The sequence below is a fragment of the Streptomyces sp. NPDC055815 genome (assembly GCF_053616475.1).
Genome location: NZ_JBSHDU010000015.1, coordinates 113712 through 130541, shown reverse-complemented (window position 1 = coordinate 130541; position 16830 = coordinate 113712). Strand labels below are relative to the sequence as shown.

At 74.3% G+C, this 16830-nt stretch carries 14 protein-coding genes; 5 read left to right on the top strand and 9 right to left on the bottom strand.

Translation table 11 applies throughout. The annotated features are described in order from the left end of the window. Positions 1-73 precede the first annotated feature (73 nt). The 7 genes from ACWGN5_RS13170 to ACWGN5_RS13140 form a co-directional block, all read right to left on the bottom strand. Entirely contained in the window at positions 74-406 is a 333-nt protein-coding gene (locus tag ACWGN5_RS13170; protein ID WP_453514193.1) for a TcmI family type II polyketide cyclase, read from the bottom strand. Between the two features lie 39 nt (positions 407-445). After that, positions 446-925 carry an SRPBCC family protein gene (locus ACWGN5_RS13165; protein WP_453514191.1) on the bottom strand — a complete coding sequence of 160 codons (480 nt, stop codon included), beginning with the start codon at positions 923-925 and terminating at the stop codon, positions 446-448. A gap of 1 nt (position 926) precedes the next feature. After that, positions 927-1184 carry an acyl carrier protein gene (locus tag ACWGN5_RS13160; RefSeq protein WP_453514189.1) on the bottom strand — a complete coding sequence of 86 codons (258 nt, stop codon included), beginning with the start codon at positions 1182-1184 and terminating at the stop codon, positions 927-929. A gap of 25 nt (positions 1185-1209) precedes the next feature. Then, complete coding sequence (locus ACWGN5_RS13155) at positions 1210-2460, bottom strand: ketosynthase chain-length factor (protein ID WP_453514187.1); 1251 nt, start codon at positions 2458-2460, stop codon at positions 1210-1212. After that, the gene (locus ACWGN5_RS13150) at positions 2457-3725 is read right to left on the bottom strand and encodes a beta-ketoacyl-[acyl-carrier-protein] synthase family protein (RefSeq protein WP_453514185.1); all 1269 of its coding nucleotides are present in this window, start codon (positions 3723-3725) and stop codon (positions 2457-2459) included. Before ACWGN5_RS13150 ends, ACWGN5_RS13155 begins: the two co-directional genes overlap by 4 nt. Next, the gene (locus ACWGN5_RS13145) at positions 3722-4126 is read right to left on the bottom strand and encodes a cupin domain-containing protein (RefSeq protein ID WP_453514182.1); all 405 of its coding nucleotides are present in this window, start codon (positions 4124-4126) and stop codon (positions 3722-3724) included. Before ACWGN5_RS13145 ends, ACWGN5_RS13150 begins: the two co-directional genes overlap by 4 nt. A gap of 109 nt (positions 4127-4235) precedes the next feature. After that, the gene (locus ACWGN5_RS13140; protein ID WP_453514179.1) at positions 4236-5357 is read right to left on the bottom strand and encodes a SchA/CurD-like domain-containing protein; all 1122 of its coding nucleotides are present in this window, start codon (positions 5355-5357) and stop codon (positions 4236-4238) included. 247 nt (positions 5358-5604) lie between these two features. Here ACWGN5_RS13140 and ACWGN5_RS13135 point away from each other — a divergent pair, with 247 nt between their 5' ends. Further along, a complete protein-coding gene (locus tag ACWGN5_RS13135) occupies positions 5605-7272 on the top strand; it encodes an FAD-dependent oxidoreductase (protein WP_453514177.1) in 1668 nt (555 codons plus the stop codon). Positions 7273-7350: 78 nt separating this feature from the next. Here ACWGN5_RS13135 and ACWGN5_RS13130 read toward each other — a convergent pair whose 3' ends face one another. Next, a complete protein-coding gene (locus ACWGN5_RS13130) occupies positions 7351-7998 on the bottom strand; it encodes an alpha/beta fold hydrolase (protein WP_453514175.1) in 648 nt (215 codons plus the stop codon). Positions 7999-8367: 369 nt separating this feature from the next. Here ACWGN5_RS13130 and ACWGN5_RS13125 point away from each other — a divergent pair, with 369 nt between their 5' ends. Then, positions 8368-10605, top strand: a complete 2238-nt coding sequence (locus tag ACWGN5_RS13125; protein WP_453514173.1) for an alpha-N-acetylglucosaminidase — start codon at positions 8368-8370, stop codon at positions 10603-10605. A 15-nt stretch (positions 10606-10620) separates the two neighbouring features. Here the strand turns inward: ACWGN5_RS13125 and ACWGN5_RS13120 are convergent, their stop codons facing one another. Continuing rightward, positions 10621-12195 carry a TerD family protein gene (locus tag ACWGN5_RS13120; RefSeq protein WP_453514171.1) on the bottom strand — a complete coding sequence of 525 codons (1575 nt, stop codon included), beginning with the start codon at positions 12193-12195 and terminating at the stop codon, positions 10621-10623. A gap of 182 nt (positions 12196-12377) precedes the next feature. Here ACWGN5_RS13120 and ACWGN5_RS13115 point away from each other — a divergent pair, with 182 nt between their 5' ends. From ACWGN5_RS13115 to ACWGN5_RS13105, 3 genes are read left to right on the top strand one after another with little or no spacing between them, the layout of a single operon-like run. Continuing rightward, positions 12378-14477 (top strand): DUF4139 domain-containing protein, encoded by a 2100-nt coding sequence (locus ACWGN5_RS13115; protein WP_453514168.1) that lies wholly within the window; start codon positions 12378-12380, stop codon positions 14475-14477. Positions 14478-14485: 8 nt separating this feature from the next. Further along, positions 14486-16048 (top strand): mucoidy inhibitor MuiA family protein, encoded by a 1563-nt coding sequence (locus tag ACWGN5_RS13110; RefSeq protein ID WP_453514166.1) that lies wholly within the window; start codon positions 14486-14488, stop codon positions 16046-16048. A gap of 4 nt (positions 16049-16052) precedes the next feature. After that, the gene (locus ACWGN5_RS13105) at positions 16053-16694 is read left to right on the top strand and encodes a hypothetical protein (RefSeq protein ID WP_453514164.1); all 642 of its coding nucleotides are present in this window, start codon (positions 16053-16055) and stop codon (positions 16692-16694) included. The last annotated feature ends 136 nt before the right edge of the window (positions 16695-16830 follow it).

The window sequence follows — 16830 nt, the reverse complement described above, 5'->3', positions numbered from 1 at the left end:
GCGGACCAACTCCGGCCGCCCGCGCCGCTTCTGTCGCGGGGCGGGCGGCCTCGGGTTCCACCGGGTTCCCGGCTCAGGAGCCGGCGTCACGCTCCCAGCGGTAGAAGCAGTGCGCCATGGCGTCCTTGGGGCTGCGCCAGGTCGTCGGGTCGTACGCGCTGACGTACGCCGACAGACGCTCGCTGACGCCGCGGAACTCGGGGTGTCCGGCCAGCCTGGCGACCTGGGGCACCGGGTCCTGCTCGGACTCGATCAGGTGCAGATAGACGTCGCCGAACTGGAACAGGCTGCGCCGGGCGACGCCGACCAGGTGCGGCAGCTCGCCGCGGTCGGAGTCGGCGAACACGTCCGCGATCGCGGGCGCCGAGCCGGGCGCCATGCGGGCGACGATCAGTGCGTGGTGCATCGGTTTCCTTCCTGAGTGGTCCTGCCCGGGTGTGCCCCGTCAGGCGCGCGTGACCGGCGCGCTCCGGCCCTCGCGCGCGGCCTGGACGAGACGGTCCCGGATGAGGGCCATCTGGACGCGGGAGTTGCGGTTGATGTTCTCCGTCATCCACGCGTCGTCGACGGGGGCGTCGGGCTTCATCGCGAAGTCCTGGATCCACCGCATCTGGACGCCGCCGGGCAGCTCCGTGTACTCCCAGGCGATGTTCATGTGCGCGAACGGGCCGGTCTCGACGCGACGGGCGCGCACCTTCCGGTTCTCGCGGTCGGTGGTGCGCTCCGACACCCAGCTCCAGACCTTCCCGTTCTCGTCCGGGTGCATGGTCAGGCGGAACTTGGTGGTGTCGCCCTTCCGTTCGAGGACCTCGACGGAGGCGTACTCGCTGAAGAGCCGCGGCCAGTTCTCGATGTCGTTGGTCATGTCCCAGACCAGATCGAGAGGGGCGTCGATGGTGATGCTGTTGTCGGTGTGTCCGGACACGTCAGACTCCTGCGAGGGCGTTGTTGACGAGGGCGATGAACTCGGCCGGCGTCTTGCAGCGCTCGGCGTCGGTGGGCAGCGCCACGCCGTGCCGGTTCTCCAGCTCGCCGACGATGCCGAGCAGGCCGAGCGAGTCGACGCCGAGGCCGGCGAAGGGGATCTCGGGGGCCTCTTCGAGCTGGGTGGGGTCGACGGTCACGCCGGCCGACTGCTTCATCAGCGCGGCCAGTTCGCCGAAGGTGAGTTCGGTGGTGATCATCCTGTTTCTCCTTCCTCGCCCGGAGCTACCGGGCGAGTCCGCCACCGCGGCGCACGACGAGCGCCGCGTTGGATCCCATGAGTCCCCTGCTGAGGACGAGGGCCGTGCGCAGCTCGGCGGGCCGGGCTGCGGACATGACCACGTCGAGGTCGCAGTCGATGTCGAACACGTTGGGGGTGGGGGGCACCAGGCCGTGTTCCATGGCGAGCACGGCGGCCGCGGTGTCCAGTACGGGAGCGCCGCAGTAGGCCCGGCCGTAGCCGGTCTTGGGTGCCGTCACCGGGACGCGCGTGGCGTGCGCGCCCAGGGCGTCGGCGATCGCGAGGGCCTCGGCGCGGTCCGCCTCCGGTACGCCGAGGGCGTCGGGGAAGACGACGTCGATCTCCTCCGGGGCGCAGCCGGCCTCGTCGAGGGCGACCCGGATGGCGCGGGCCAGTCCCTCCCGGGACTCCGCCCAGCGGGAGGCGCCGGTGAAGGTGGCGCCGTGGCCGGCGATCGTGGCCCGTACGGTCGCACCCCGGTCGAGGGCGCGCGTCTCGTCCTCGACGACGAACATGGCGCCGCCCTCGGCGGGGACGAAGCCGCAGGCCTTCGCCGTGAAGGGACGGTAGGCCCGGTCGGGGTCGTCGACGGTGCTGAGCTCGGGGTAGCCGAGCTGGCACACCATCGAGTACGGAGCGAGGGGGGCCTCCGCCGCTCCGACGACGACGGCGCCGGTGCCCCGCCGGACGGCGCGGGCGGCGTGCGCGAGGGAGTCCAGGCCGCCGGCCTCGTCGCTGGCGACCACCCCGCACGGTCCCTTGAAGCCGTGCCGGATGGAGATCTGTCCGGTGCTCGCGGCGTAGAACCAGGCGATGGACTGGTACGGGCCGACGAACTTGGAGCCCTGACCCCAGAGCTTCTGCAGCTCGCGCTGGCCGAACTCGCCGCCGCCCGACCCCGCGGCGGTGACGACGCCGATGGAGAAGGGCTCCTCGGGTCCTTCCTCGTGGCCGAGGCCGGCCTCGTCGAGGGCGAGGGAGGCCGCAGCCATGGCGTAGTGGGTGAACCGGTCGGTCTGGACGAGGAAGCGCTCGTCGATGAGGGCGGAGGCGTCGAAGCCCTCGACCTGTCCCGCGACCTTGAGGGGCAGGTGTTCACAGCCCTCGCGGGTGATCCGGTCGAGAACGCCGAGGCCCTCCCGGACGGACTTCCAGTACGCGTCGGAGCGCAGTCCGTTGGGGGCGATCACACCGATGCCGGTGACGACCGCCCGCGGTGACCGCTGTGTGCTCATCGTGTCCTCCCGCCCGGCCCGGTCAGGAGCACGGCGGACTGGAAGCCACCGAAGCCGCTGCCGACGGAGAGCACGTTCCTCAGCTTCCGGGGGCGGGCGGTGCGCGGCACGTAGTCCAGGTCGCACTCGGGGTCGGGAATCTCGTAGTTGGCGGTCGGGGGCACCACCTGGTGCTGCAGGGCGAGCACGCAGGCGGCGACCTCTATCGCGCCGATCGCGCCGAGCGAGTGGCCCACCATGGATTTGATGGAACTCATGGGCGTGTCGTACGCGTGGGAGCCCAGGGACCGCTTGACGGCGGCGGTCTCGTGCCGGTCGTTCTGGCGGGTGCCGGAGCCGTGCGCGTTGACGTAGTCGATCGACGTGGGGTCGAGCCTGGCCTGGCCGAGCGCGGTGTCGATGGCCCGCGCCATCTCGAGGCCCTCGCCGGTCAGACCGGTCATGTGGTACGCGTTCCCGTAGGTGGCGTAGCCGCTGATCTCGCAGTAGATGTGCGCGTCGCGGGCCCTGGCGTGCTCGTACTCCTCCAGGACGAGGACGGCCGCTCCCTCTCCCATGACGAAGCCGTTGCGGCGGTTGTCGAAGGGCTTGGAGGCGTGCTCGGGGTCGTCGTTGTCGGGGGACGTGGCCTTGATGGCGTCAAAGCAGGCCATGGTGATCGGGGAGATCGGCGAGTCCGACGCCCCGGCTATGACGACGTCCGCCCGGCCTTCCTCGATGGTGTGGAAGGCGTAGCCGACGGCGTCGAGGCCGGAGGTGCAGCCGGTGGAGACGGTCTGCACCGGTCCGCGGGCCCCGAACTGTTCGGCGACCACCGCGGCGAGCGTGCTCGGCGAGAAGGCCAGGTGCAGCTTGGGGTCTGCGGCACGGTGGTCCACGTCCCACCGCTGTCCGCGCTCGCTGACCAGGACGTAGTCGTGCTCCAGGCGGGTGGTGCCGCCGACGGCGCTGCCGAGGCTGACGCCGACGCGCCAGGGGTCCTCGGTGGCGGAGTCGAGTCCGGAGTCCCGTACGGCTTCTCCGGCGGCGACCGCGGCGAACTGCACGTACCGGTCCGCGTGCTGGACCAGGTCGGGGGGCAGGCCGTGGGCGTACGGATCGAAGTCGCACTCGGCGGCGATGCGGGAGCGCAGGCCGGCGGGGTCGAACAGCGTGATGCCGCGGGTCGCCGTGCGCCCCTGGGCGAGGAGGTCCCAGAACGCCGCCGTTCCGGCGCCGCCCGGGGCGACCACGCCTATGCCGGTGACGGCCACACGGCGGGTCACTCGACGGCCCCCTCGACGGCCTCCTCGGTGTCGACGTGGCCGAGGCTCGGGTGCGGGGCGAGCGGCCCGAGGTGGAAGACCATGCGGGCCTCCACGTCGCCGACGTTGCGGAAGCGGTGCCGGACGCCGATGGGGATCAGGAGGCCCTGGTCGGGCGCGAGCGGGTGCGTCTCGCCGTCCAGGTCCACTTCGAACCGGCCCGCGACGACGTACACGAACTCCTCGGAGTACGGGTGGTAGTGCTCGGCGATGCGCTCGCCCGGCTGGGCGATGGCCATCCCCATGAAGCCGCTGGTCGATTTCACCGTGGCGGGCGTGAGCATGGCCCGCACGTCGCCCCCGCGTCTGCGGTTGGGCTCCGTGTCGCTCAGGTTCACGATGAGCCGAGTCTGCTCGAGCATGGTTGATACCTCCGAGTGGTGCGGTGAGATGTGACGGACGGTGGGGGCCGGTGGCCCGGTGCACCGGACTCTCGCGAGCGGTCGGGCCGGCGGCCCCGGAGTCGTCCTCTCAGGAGTCGGCCGCGCGGCGGTCGGTGACGGGCAGCATGTCGGCGTGCGACAGGAGCCGGTTGAGGTTGCGCTCGGTCTCCAGCGACCCCTCCACGCCGATCGCGGGCCCGTCGAGGAGGCGCTCCAGCGCCTTGGCCTTCCCGGCGCCCTTGACGCCGAGGGCGGCGACCGGGTCGAGGTCGAGGTCGCCCTCGACGTCGACGAGGCGCACCACGACGTCGTCGCGCTGGAAGACGGTGCTGCCGTACACGGGGCTGCCGGGGTCGACGGCCGCCTCCGCGTCCTGCTCGGCGAGGAGCCGGGCCAGGTCGGAACCGCGGCCTTCCACGGCCGGGTAGTACAGGGCGTGGCGCCGCAGGTCGGCCGGCTCGGGGCGGGCGGCGACCACGTGGTGCACGGCGGGCAGGGCCGCCCGGGTGAAGAAGACGCGGGCCGACTCGGGGTCGGTGAGGTCCCGGTCCTGCTCCAGGTAGGGGTTGATGGCCTCCTCGACGGCCCGGACCCCGGGCTGCCGGGCGACGTGCCGCAGCGCGGACAGGAGGTCGCCCTCCACCTCGACGGCCCGCACGACCCGGTTGCCGTGCATGAACAGGGAGGTGCGGCGCAGCCGGGTGTTCTCGTCGACCTGGGCCGCGGGCGACTCGTATCCGGCCAGGAGCTCGGCGACCTTCGACTCGGAGCCGGGCTTGACGGTGAAGGTGAGCGCGTGGCGGGTCACTCCGTCGCCGACGCGGGCCGCGACCTGTCGGCCGGCGGCCGTCTCCGGTGTGAGGGGCCGCTGGGCGCCGGTCTCCCGGAGGATGCTGTAGCGCATGGACCGGGTGTCCCGGACGCAGCTGTGCATGGGCTTGACCATCTCGACGTGTTCCTCGCTGTTCACCCAGGCGAGGAAGGGCGGGGCGCTCTCCCATTCGCTGGTGATGAGCCATTGCGAGGGGTTCTCGATGGACTGGCAGAGCTGGTCGCTGATGTGGCCGGGGACGCCGGCCACCTGCTTGCGCATGACCTCGTACGCTTCGAGGAACTGCTGCTGGGCTCCGTCGTACAGGTCGAGCAGCAGGATCACCCGCAGCCTGGACCCGTCGAACACCGACTGCGATATGCGTGCCGTGGTGGTCATCCGGCGCACCTCTTCTCGTCTGTGAGTCTGCTCGTCTGTGAGAGCGGGGAAGGACCGCCTGGCTCCGATGGCCGGGGTCGTCATGTACCGAACGTTGGCTCGGGCGCACGTTCTACGCGAGCCCCACGGAGCGGATGAGTGAACCGTGCGTCATTCGGGTGCCCTCCGCGCAGGGTCCGGGGCCCGGCAGGGCAGGCATGTGCATCCCATCCCCGACCCGCGTCACCGGTGACGCTGGAGGCCATCGATGAACCGAAGCGAAGCGACCGGTGAGATCGGACACCGCACGCCCGTCCTCATCGTGGGCGGCTCCCTGGTGGGCCTGTCCACCTCGCTCTTCCTGGGCCGTCTCGGTGTGCCGCACACGCTCGTGGAGCGTCATGCGGGCACCTCGATCCACCCCCGCGGCCGCGGGAACAACGTGCGCACCATGGAGGTGTTCCGCGGCGCGGGGGTCCGGGAGCGGATCCACGAGGCCGCGAAGACCCTGTCCGCGAACAACGGGATCTTCCAGGCGCCGGACCTGGCGGGCGACGCCGGCGAGTGGCTGTTCCGGGAGATCGATCCCGGCGGTGGCCTCGCGCGGTTCAGCCCCGCCGAATGGTGCCTGTGCAGCCAGAACGATCTCGAACCGGTGCTGCTGCGGAGCGCGCGGGAGCTGGGCGGGGATCTGCGGTACTCGACCGAGCTGATGTCGTTCGAGCAGGACGCCGAGGGGGTGACGGCGCGGGTCAAGAGCCGGGAGACCGGTGAGCACACCACCGTCCGGGCGGACTACCTCGTCGCGGCGGACGGCCCCCGCAGCCCCATCCGGGAGCAGCTCGGCATCGGGCAGACCGGTCCGGGGGACCTGTTCCACAACGTGAGCATCACGTTCGAGTCGCGTGATCTGGCGGCGGTCGTCGGCGACCGGCGCTTCATCGTCTGCTACCTCACGACCCCGGAGGGGGACGGCGCGCTGCTGCCGGTGGACAACGCCGAGCGGTGGGTGTTCCACGCCCCCTGGCACCCCGAACACGGGGAAACCCTGGAGGAGTTCACCGACGAGCGGTGCAAGGAGCACATCCGGCGCGCCGTCGGCGTACCGGATCTGCACGTGGAGATCACGGGCAGGGCCCCGTGGCACGCGGCCGAGCGGATCGCCGAACGGTACGCGCAGGGGCGGGTGTTCCTCGCCGGCGACTCGGCCCACGAGATGCCGCCCACGGGGGCCTTCGGCTCCAACACCGGCATCCAGGACGCGCACAACCTCGCCTGGAAGCTCGCGGCGGTACTGGGCGGCTGGGCCGGCCCCGAGCTGCTCGCGTCCTACGACGCGGAGCGCCGGCCGGTCGCGGAGGCGACGAGCGCCCGTGCCTCCTCGCGTTCGGTGGAGCACAGCCACCCGGGGTACGCCCCGGGGCCGGGCGCGGGCAGGAAGCGGGGCGGGATCCTCAACGTCGCGCTGGGGTACCGCTATCCGCGCGGCGCGGTCCTGGGCGCTGACCCGGCGGTGCCGGTCGTGCCGGACGGGCTCCGTCTGGCGGGCGAGCCGGGCAGCCGTGCGCCGCACCTCTGGCTGAAGCGGGCGGGTGAACGGATCTCCACCCTGGATCTGTACGAGAAGTCCCCGGTGCTGCTGACCACGGCGGGGGCCGTCGGCGGCTGGCACTCGGCGGCGGCCCGGGTCGCCGAGCGCCTCGGGATGCCCCTCGTGTCGTACCGGATCGGTGACGGGCCGGACGCGGACCTCTCCCCCGCGGGCGGCGAGGACTGGGCGGAGGCCCATGGCGTCACCGCGAGCGGTGCGGTGCTGGTCCGCCCGGACGGTTTCGTCGCGTGGCGGTCCGAGGGGACGTCGGAGGACCCGGAGTCGGACCTGAGGGCCGCCCTCACGGCCGTGTTCGGCCTCGAGTCCCGGCCCGACGCCCGCTGAGACGGCGGCGGACGCGATCCGGGTGGCCGCGCCCGCGCCGGGCGGCGGGCGCCCCGGTCGAGCCGTTCGCCGCCCGGCTCAGCCGTGGGAGAGCAGCGCCGCGGTGAGTTCGGCCGCGCGCCGGTGCCAGAGGTCGGCCCCCCGGAGCATGGCGTGGCCGCCCGTCGGCATCGGGATGCCCGCCGCGTCGGCGCCCGCCTCCCTGGCCCGGCGGACGAACTCCCAGGACTGGCGGGCCGAGGTGACCCGGTCGGTCTCGTCGTGGAGGAGGTAGAGGCGCCGGCCGCCGAGGTGGTCCACGGGCTCGTCGGCGGGGCACCACGGCGCGAGGGCGACGACCCCGCGCACCGCGGGGTCGCCCGCCGCGCGGAGGGCGGCCCGGCCGCCCATGGAGTGGCCGAGGAGCACGACGGGCACGGACCCGATCTGCTCCCGGAGCCGCGCGAGCGCCGTCTCGGCGTCCCGGGCGGCGTCCGCACGCGCGCCGTTCCAGCCGCGGTGGCGGTAGCGCACCTCGGCGACGAGCACCCCCCGGCCCCGGACGGCCCGTGTCACCGCGCCGACGAAGGGGCGCATCCGCAGCGCCGGCAGGTTGAGGGCGGGCGGCGGCTCGGGGCCCTCGGCGCGGCCGCCGTGGAGCAGCAGCACGGCGGCGGTGGGCGCGGCGGGCGCGCTGCGGACGAGGAGCGCGGCCGCGTCGGCGCGGCGGGTGGGGCACAGGGTCATCGCGCGGCCTCTCCGCTCGCGTGCCGTCCCGCCGGCCGGGGGACGCGTCCGCCCGTGCGGGAGGGATGACCGGGCCGCTGCGCCATGGGGCCTCCAGGGGTGGTGAGGACGGGACACCGTGAGGGGGGAAGTCTGCCAGGCCCAGGTGTCCGTCAGGTATACGGCGTTCCCGGCGCCCACCGGTCCCGGGCCGCCCGGAGGCGGGCGAGGCCGCCGGCGAGGTCCACGAGCGGCTCGTACCGCCGACTCGAACGCGCGCACCCGCAAGGATGAGCGCCGTGCCCTCCCCGGCTCCGCTTGCGTGGTGGCGGGTGCGGGTCGTCGGAGAGTGGAGCCCTACTCCGTCGTCCTGTTCGAGCTGGGAGCCTGATGGGCAGCCGCCTGATCCGTCGTTGCCGTGACACCTTCCTCGTCGTGGCGCTCGCCGCCGTGACCGCCGCCGCGCCCGGCGTGCCGGCCCGGCAGGGCAGCGCCTCCGCCGCCGCGCCCGCCTTCGATACGGGGCCCGCCCGGGCGGCCCTGGAGCGCCTGCTGCCCTCCCGGGCCGCGCAGTTCACCCTGATCCCGGTGGAGGAGCCCGCATCGGGGGACTCCTTCTCGGTCTCCGGCAGCGCGGGTGCGATCCAGGTGCGGGGCACCTCGCCGGCCACGCTGCTCACCGGAGTGGGCTGGTACCTGGAGCGGGTCGCCGGGGTCGACATCGGCTGGCCGGGCGACAGCGTGGGCCGGCTGCCCGCCACGCTCCCCGCGGTCCCGGACACGATCACCCGCTCGGCGACCGTGCCGCACCGGTACGCCCTGAACGACACCGACGAGGGGTACTCCGGCGCGTACCGCGACTTCACCTCGTACCAGCGCGACATCGATCTGATGGCGCTGCACGGTGTGAACGAGGTCTTCGTGCCGACCGGCGCCGAATACCCGTACTACCGGGCGCTCCAGGGGTTCGGCTACGACGCGGCGGAGCTGCGGGCCTGGATCCCCGGTCCCGCGCATCAGGCCTGGTGGCTGCTGCAGAACATGTCGGGCTTCGGGGGTCCGGTGTCCGAGCGGCTGATCGAGGCGCGGGCGACGCTGGGAGCCCGGATCGCGGAGCACCTGCGCTCCCTCGGGATGACCCCGGTGCTTCCGGGTTTCTTCGGTACGGTGCCGCCCGGGTTCGCCGACCGGAACCCGGGTGCGGTCACCGTCCCGCAGGGCAAGTGGGTCGGGTTCGCCCGGCCCGACTGGCTGGATCCGACCGGACCCGTCTTCGGTGAACTGGCCGCCGCCTACTACCGGGTCCAACGGCACCGGTTCGGTGACACCACCCTGTTCAAGATGGACCTGCTGCACGAGGGCGGCACGCCCGGCCCGGTCGACGTGGCGCGGGCGGCGGGGGCCGTCCAGGAGGCCCTGGACACCGCGCACCCCGGGGCCACGTGGGTCATGCTGGGCTGGCAGAACAACCCGTCCGCGGCGCTCCTGAGCGGGGTGGACCGGAGCAGGCTGCTGATCGTCGACGGCCTCTCCGACCGGTACGAGGGACTCGACCGCGACGCGCAGTGGGGCGGTACGGCCTACGCGTTCGGTTCCATCGCCAACTTCGGCGGCCACACCAGCATGGGCGCCAACACGGGCGTGTGGGTGGACCGTTTCCGTACGTGGCGGGCCAAGTCCGACAGCGCGCTGAGCGGAATCGCCTACCTCCCCGAGGGCACCGGCGGGAACCCCGCGGCCTTCGACCTGTTCACCGAACTCGCCTGGGAGCCGGATCCGGTCGACCACCGCGCCTGGTTCGCCGCCTACGCGGCCCGGCGCTACGGCGGTGCCGACCCGCACGCGGCCGCCGCCTGGGAGCAGTTGCGCCTCGGCCCGTACAGCGGGACGTCCGGTACGTGGAGCGAGCCGCAGGACAGCCTCTTCACCGCCCGGCCGAGCCTGACCGCGTCCAAGGCCGCACGCTGGAGCCCGACGGCCATGCGGTACGACCCCGGCACGGTGGAGCGCGCCCTGTCGGAACTGCTCCAGGTGGCACCGGAGCTGCGGACCTCGGACGCGTACCGCTTCGACGTGGTCGACGTGGCACGCCAGGCGCTCACCAACCGGGGCCGGGCCCTGCTGCCGCGCGTCAAGGCCGCGTACGACGCGAAGGATCTGGAGGGCTTCCGGGCGCTGGTGCGCGAGTGGAACGCCGGGGAGGAGCTGCTCGGCCGGCTCGTCGCCTCCGACCGGCGCTTCCTGATCGGCCCGTGGCTCGCCGACGCCCGTTCCTGGGGCGCCGACGCGGACGAGAAGGACCGGCTCGAGTACGACGCCCGCTCGATCCTCACCACCTGGGCCGACCGGGGGCCGAGCGAGAACGGCGGCCTGCACGACTACGCCAACCGCGAGTGGGCCGGTCTCGTCCAGGACGTGTACGCGCCGCGCTGGGCCGCGTACTTCGCGAGCCTCGACACCGCGCTCGTACGGGGCACGGCGCCGGTCGCGATCGACTGGTTCGCCCGGGACGACGCCTGGGCGCGCGGCCGCCAGGCCTACCCGACGGTGCCGGCGGGCGACCCCGTCACCCTGGCGGGCGAGGTACGGGCGGCCCTGGCCCAGGCGTCCACGGCCGCGCACCCATGACGAGCCTCCCCGCGGTCAATCCCGGCCGCGCGAGAACCAGTTCCTCCTCGGGCCGGACCCGGACTCCTTGTCCGGCCGGGCCGGATCGCCGGGGACGGCGAACGGGACGGGTGCCGCCGCGCCCGGCGGCGCCGGGGGCAGCGGCCGGGTCGGCGGCTGCAGGTGCTTCAGCCGGGCGGTCCACGGGCCGTCCGCCATCTCGAAGTGGACGATCAGGGGCCCCTCGGGCAGCGGTACGGTCTCGCGCCGCTTGCCGATCTCGTTGACCGCGTTCTCGTACCGCGGGAGGGCCGTGTGGTCGTCGTGGCCCGCGAGTTCGTAGACGTGGACGATGAGGTTGTCGTCACCGCGGTAGTGGACGGCCATGTCGGCCACGCCTCCCGTGTGCAGCAGCACCTGGGGACCGCGGTACGGCACCTCCTCCTCCGTCAGGCGAGGGGCCGCCGCCAGCGGCGACACCTGGACCTGCCAGGGACCCTCGGCGTGCAGTTTCAGGCGCAGGGGACCGTTCGCCGGGACGGTGGCGAGGACTCTGCCGTGGAAGTCCTCCTCCGTGCTGCTGACGAGGTTGTCCTCCTCCTTGTTGCGGCGGTTGAGCACCCAGAGCCCCGTGTATCCGTCGCCGCTGATGTCGAGCTGGACGACGACCGGCCCCGGCGGGAGCCCGGCCACGGTGATCACCTCGTTGTCCCGGCCGGTCTCCCTGTACGGCTCGAAGACGGGCCCGTACGTCCACCAGCCGGCGGTGACGGGAGGGGCGGGCACCACCGGCGGGACCGCGACGGGAGGGGCGGGCGCCACGGGCGGGACCGCGACGGGCGGGACCGGCGCGGGAGGAACCGCGAAGGGCGGGGGCGCGAAGGGCGAGGCCGCCGCGGGAGGAACCGCGAAGGGCGGGGGCGCCGCGGGTGCGACCCCGGCGGGCGGAGGAGCGAAGGGCGGCGCGGGCGCGGGAGCCGGCGGCGCGGGCGCGGGAGCCGGCGGCGCGGGAGCCGGCGCGGGCAGGGGAGCCGGGGCGGGCGCGGGAGCCTGTTGCGCGGGCATGGGGGTCGGCAACACCGGCGCGGCCGGTGCCGTCGACGTGCCGGAGTCGGCCTCGGCCACGTCCACGCCGTGGTCCGTGGCCAGACCGGCGAGCCCGGTGGCCCATCCCTGGCCCACGGCGCGGAACTTCCATCCGCCCGCCCGCCGGTAGAGCTCGGCGAGGACCATCGCCGTCTCCCCGGCGGCGTCGGTGACGTCGTACCGCGCGACCGAGGTGCCGTCGGGCGCGAAGGCCTCCACCGCAAGGCCGGCGGCGTCCCTCATCGCCCCGCGGTCCGTCGACCCCACGAGCAGCACGCGGGCGATCTGCTCCTCCACGGCGGTGAGGCCGACCTCGACCCATGCCGTGCCGGCCTGCGCCGCCCCCGCCACCTCGGTGAGCCGGACCGCCCCGGAGGGGTGCACCGGGGCGCCGTGGAAGACGACGTCCCCGTCGCCCCTGACCTTCCCCGCCTCGGTGAGGAGCAGCGCCATGGCGTCCACGCCCCCGCGCACGGCGATCCTCAACGGCACGGACGGAACGAATCCGTTGCTCCCCTTGGTCATCTCCCCCACGACACACCGGCCTTTCCCTCGCGGTTCCCACCCGATTCCCTCACAAAGAAGATCTTGCAGGGGTCGGCCACCCCCGACAAGGTCCCCGTCCTGCCGGGCCTCCGCCGCTCCGGGACCGCCCGGACCGGTCCGGCGTAGGCTTCGCCGCACAAGCACAGGGCAGAGGGGGGCGCATGACGGTCGGTGCGGAGCAGAGGTGGGAGTCGGGCCTCGACTCCGTCGTGGTGTACGCGCAGGGTGCGCTCTGCCGGCGCCTGGCCCGGGGCACGGTCCCGCCGGACGGCCGGGTGCGGGTGACGGGGCTGCCCCGCACGCTCGACCCGGGTTCGCTGCGGGCCCGGGTCCTGGACGCCTCCGGCGTGCGGGTCACCGAGGCGCGGGTGGAGGTCGAGGCCGAGCCGTACGCCGACGGCGCTCCCGACGAACTGCGGCGCGAGGTCGAGCGGCTGGACGAGGCGCACGATGCGGCGCGGGCGCGCCGCGACCGGCACCGGGCCCTGATCGGGGAGGTCGGCGGCCTGCGCCCGGTCCCTCCGCCCCGCAAGCGCGAGGACCCGCACCGCCGTACCCCGGTCGAGGCGTGGCTGGAGCTCGCCGACTTCGTCGACGAGCGGCTGGCGGGTCTTCACGCCCGGCTCGCGGAGCTCGACGAGGAGGTCCGGCTGGCCGAGCACGCGTGGGAGGTCGCCCTCGACCGGCTCCACCGGGCCTCCACCGACGCGCCGTCGGCTCAGGTCGCGACCTCGGTCTGCGCGGTGCTGACCCTCGACGGGGCCGGCGACGCGGAGGAGGTCGGTCTTGAGCTGGAGTACGGCGTGCCGGGTGCCGTCTGGGTGCCGACGTACCGCCTCACGCACCGTCAGGGCGACGGCGGCGGACGCCTCGTGCTGCGTGCCTCGGTGGCCCAGCGGACCGGCGAGGACTGGTCGGGGGTGCGCCTCGCCCTCGCCACGGCCGACCTGCGGCGCCGCACCGATCTGCCGGCGCTCCGCTCGATCCGGATCGGACGCCGTCAGTCCGCGCCCGCGCCCTCCGGCTGGCGCGAGCCCCCGGCGGGGCTCGCCGACCTGTTCTCCGGGTACGAGGCGGCGGGCCCGGCGCCCTTCCGCGGCGGTTCCGCGGTGGGAGCCGCCGCGGCCGGCGCGGCGGCCGTTCCCGTGGCGGCACCCGCACCCGTGCCCGTACCCCTGCCGGCATCGGTTCCGCCTCCGCCTCCGGCGTTCACCGGGCCGCAGCCGCCCGGTGCGGCGTACGGCTCCGCTCCGGAGGCCTTCGGGGGCGCGATGCCGGACGTCGCGCGGGCGGCGGCCCCACGGCCGGGCGGCCGGCCGCGCGTCGGCGGCGGGGCCGGCTTCGGAGCCCGCCCGCCCCAGGCCCCCGCACCCCAGGCCCCGGCGGCTCCGGGCGCGGCGGCGCCACCGCCGCCCCCGCCGGCGGGTCCGCCGCAGCCGAGCGGCGCCGAACTCGACTACGCCGCCCTCGTGCTGTCCGGCCCCGAGGAGCCGGGCGCTCGCCGTGGCCGCCTGTTCCCCCGTACCTCCTCCGACGCGGTGGCCGACGAATACCGGCGCCGCGCCGAGGCCGTGGCGGGTCTGCCGCTGCCCCGGCACGCGGTGCGCCCGCGGACCTCGGCGGGTTCCTTCGACCATCGCTTCGACGCCGCTGCCCGTGCCGACGTGCCCTCGGACGGCACCTGGCACACCGTCACCGTCGGCGAGATCCCGGTCGTCCTGCACACCGAGCACCTCTGTGTGCCCTCGGTGGAGCAGACCGTGTACGCGACCCTCGTCGTCTCCAACACCACCCGTCAGGCGCTGCTCGCGGGCCCGGTCGAGGTCACCGTCGACGACGACTTCCTGCTGTCCGCCGCGCTGCCCACGCTCGCGCCCGGTGGCGTCCGCCGGCTCGGGCTCGGGCCCGCCGAGGGCGTCCGCGTCACGCGCCGCACGCACCTGAAGGAGTCGACGGCGGGGCTGCGCAACAACATCACCGTGCTCGACCACCGCGTCCACGTGGAGCTGGCGAACCGCCTCGCGGGGCCGGTCACCGTCGAGGTCCACGAGCGGGTGCCGGTCTCCTCCGAGCCCGACGTCCGCATCGAGGAACGCGCCGACTGGACGGCGCCCGAGGAAGGCGCTCCGGAGCACCACGCGCCGGGCACCCGCGTCTGGCGGGTGGAGCTGCCCGCCGGAGGCACCGCCGCGCTCGGCGGCGGCTTCGAGATCCGCATCCCGGCCGGCAAGGCCCTGGTCGACGGCAACCGCAGGAGCTGACACCCACCATGTTCACGGATCCGCAGCCGATCGCCCTTCCCGTCACCGCCGTGACCTGTCTGGAGGACCGCGCCCACGTCGAACGCACGGCCGTGCTCGACCTGGACGCCGGCGTCCAGCGCCTGCGCCTCGGACCGGTCAGCGCGCTCGCCGTCGACCGCACCCTCCACGCCGAACTGGCCTCCGACCACCCCGCCACCGTCCTCGACGTCCGGATCGTCCGCGCGTGGACACCGCGCGGCCCGGTACCGCCCGGTGCGGAGGACTCCGCCCTCCGTCACCGCGAGCACGCCCTCGAAGAGGAGCGGCTCGCCGTGGAGCAGCACCGCGAACGGCTCCGGGGCCGCCTCGACCTGCTCGGCCGGCTCGCCGCCGACCTGCTGCGGGAGATCGGCGAGGGCGCCGGGTACGGGGAGTCCGAAGGCCCACGCTGGGGCCGCGAGCTGGACCGCGTGGACGCCGAGCGTGAGACGTACGGCGAGGAACTCCGTACCGTGGAGGCCCGACTTTCGGCGCTCACCACCGAACTCGCCGGGATCCGGCGGGCGATGGAGCTCGCCGAGGAGGAGCCCGCCGAGCTCGTCGCCCATGTCGAGCTGACGGTGGAGGCGGCGGCCGCCGGGCCCGTACGGCTGCGGCTGAGCCATCTCACCCCGTGCGCGCTGTGGCGGCCCGCCTACCGGGCCGTGCTCGACGGGGACGCGCTGACCCTGGAGACGGACGCCATGGTGTGGCAGCGCACCGGGGAGGACTGGTCGGACGTCCGGCTGACCCTGTCGACCGCGCGGTCCTCGCTCGCCACCGAGCCGCCGCGGCTCGTCGAGGACCGGCTGACGCTCAAGGACCGCAGCGCGGCGGAGCGCCGCACGATCGACGTGGAACTGCGCGAGGAGGAGATCACGACGCTCGGCCCGGCGCCGGTGCTCGGTCTGCCGGGCGTGGACGACGGCGGCGAGACGCGGGTCCTGCACGCTCCCGCTCCGGTCTCCGTGCGCGGGGACGGCCGGGCCCACCGGGTGGCGCTGTCCTCGTTCACGACCGCCGCGAGCAGCGAGTACGCCTGCTCCCCCGAACTGTCCCCGCTGGTCACGCAGGTGGTGCGGTTCGACAACAAGTCCGGCCACGCCCTGCTCGCCGGTCCCGTGGACCTGGTCCGGGGCAGCGGGTTCACCGGCCGCGGCACGCTGGACTTCACGGCTCCCGGCGCCGCCGCCGAGCTCGCCTTCGGCAGCCGCGACGACCACCGGGTGGTCCGCTCCACCGAGGAGTCCCGCGACACCACCGGCCTCACCCAGCGGACGGTGGTCACCCGCACGGTCCGGCTGCACGTGTCCCGGTTCTCGCCGCCCGGGGAGCAGGACGAGCGGGTGGTGGTGCTGCGCGAGCGGATCCCCGTCTCCGAGGTCTCGGCGGTGGAGGTACGCCTCCGCAAGGAGGCCTGCTCCCCCGCGCCGGACACGGTGGACGCCGAGGGGATCGTCCGCTGGGACCTCACGCTGCCGCCCGGCGGCCGCCGCACGGTCACCCTGGTGTACGAGCTGTCGGCGACGTCCAAGGTCGCGGGGCTCTGAGCCGATGACGACCGGTGTCCGCACCACCCCGCCCCCACAGGTACGCCCGTCGGCCCGGCCCGGCGCGGCACTGCTCCGCACCGGTGCGCTGACGCTGTACCTCTGGGCGTCGGCCGGCGCCGTCGCGGGCGTCTCGTACGCCCTCCCGCGCGCGGACTGGGTCGCCATCGGGCTCGGCGTGGTGCTCTTCCTGGTGTTCGGGATCCTGCTGCATCTGGTGCACCGGGGCGTCTGGCTGGTGCTCCTCGCCGCCCTGCCGGCGCTTTTCGTGCTGGTCGGCGCCGTGCAGTATCCGCCGGAGCTGGCGCTCGAGCGGTACGGCGTCCGGGAGAGTGTCGTCGTGACCGCCGACAGTGCCGCCTCCACCGGCGGCAAGAACCATCGGCTCACCCTGCGCCGCACCGACGGCCATGTGCTGCCGGAGCAGTTGGTGTACCGCGGTGTCGACGCTCCGAAGGTCGGCGATCGCTTCGACGTCGTGCGCGATGCCCGGGGCGAGTTGCCGATGGAGCGGGCGGAAGAGGTCGACGCGGCCGGACGGCGGGACGGACTCGTCGGCGGAACGGTCGTGCTGACCGCCCTGGTGTTCCTGGCCGGCCGGCGCGGTCATGTCTCCCGCCGTCGTTCCCTCGGCACCGGGTCCTGAGACCTTTCCCGGGACCCCCAGGGGGGCGAGCGCCGGGCACCTTACCAGCCCGGCACCCTTTCCATCCGGAACTCCCCCTACTCTCCACAACCGTACGGTTGCGTGCGGTAGTCATGAGGGCGGGAGGGAACACCTT

Bases quoted from the DNA above. Each gene is read 5' to 3' on its own strand.
- ACWGN5_RS13170 (WP_453514193.1), bottom strand. From the start codon at position 406: ATGCACCACGCACTGATCGTCGCCCGCATGGCGCCCGGCTCGGCGCCC.
- ACWGN5_RS13160 (WP_453514189.1), bottom strand. From the start codon at position 1,184: ATGATCACCACCGAACTCACCTTCGGCGAACTGGCCGCGCTGATGAAG.
- ACWGN5_RS13155 (WP_453514187.1), bottom strand. From the start codon at position 2,460: ATGAGCACACAGCGGTCACCGCGGGCGGTCGTCACCGGCATCGGTGTG.
- ACWGN5_RS13145 (WP_453514182.1), bottom strand. From the start codon at position 4,126: ATGCTCGAGCAGACTCGGCTCATCGTGAACCTGAGCGACACGGAGCCC.
- ACWGN5_RS13140 (WP_453514179.1), bottom strand. From the start codon at position 5,357: ATGACCACCACGGCACGCATATCGCAGTCGGTGTTCGACGGGTCCAGG.
- ACWGN5_RS13135 (WP_453514177.1), top strand. From the start codon at position 5,605: ATGAACCGAAGCGAAGCGACCGGTGAGATCGGACACCGCACGCCCGTC.
- ACWGN5_RS13130 (WP_453514175.1), bottom strand. From the start codon at position 7,998: ATGACCCTGTGCCCCACCCGCCGCGCCGACGCGGCCGCGCTCCTCGTC.
- ACWGN5_RS13125 (WP_453514173.1), top strand. From the start codon at position 8,368: ATGGGCAGCCGCCTGATCCGTCGTTGCCGTGACACCTTCCTCGTCGTG.
- ACWGN5_RS13120 (WP_453514171.1), bottom strand. From the start codon at position 12,195: ATGACCAAGGGGAGCAACGGATTCGTTCCGTCCGTGCCGTTGAGGATC.
- ACWGN5_RS13115 (WP_453514168.1), top strand. From the start codon at position 12,378: ATGACGGTCGGTGCGGAGCAGAGGTGGGAGTCGGGCCTCGACTCCGTC.
- ACWGN5_RS13110 (WP_453514166.1), top strand. From the start codon at position 14,486: ATGTTCACGGATCCGCAGCCGATCGCCCTTCCCGTCACCGCCGTGACC.
- ACWGN5_RS13105 (WP_453514164.1), top strand. From the start codon at position 16,053: ATGACGACCGGTGTCCGCACCACCCCGCCCCCACAGGTACGCCCGTCG.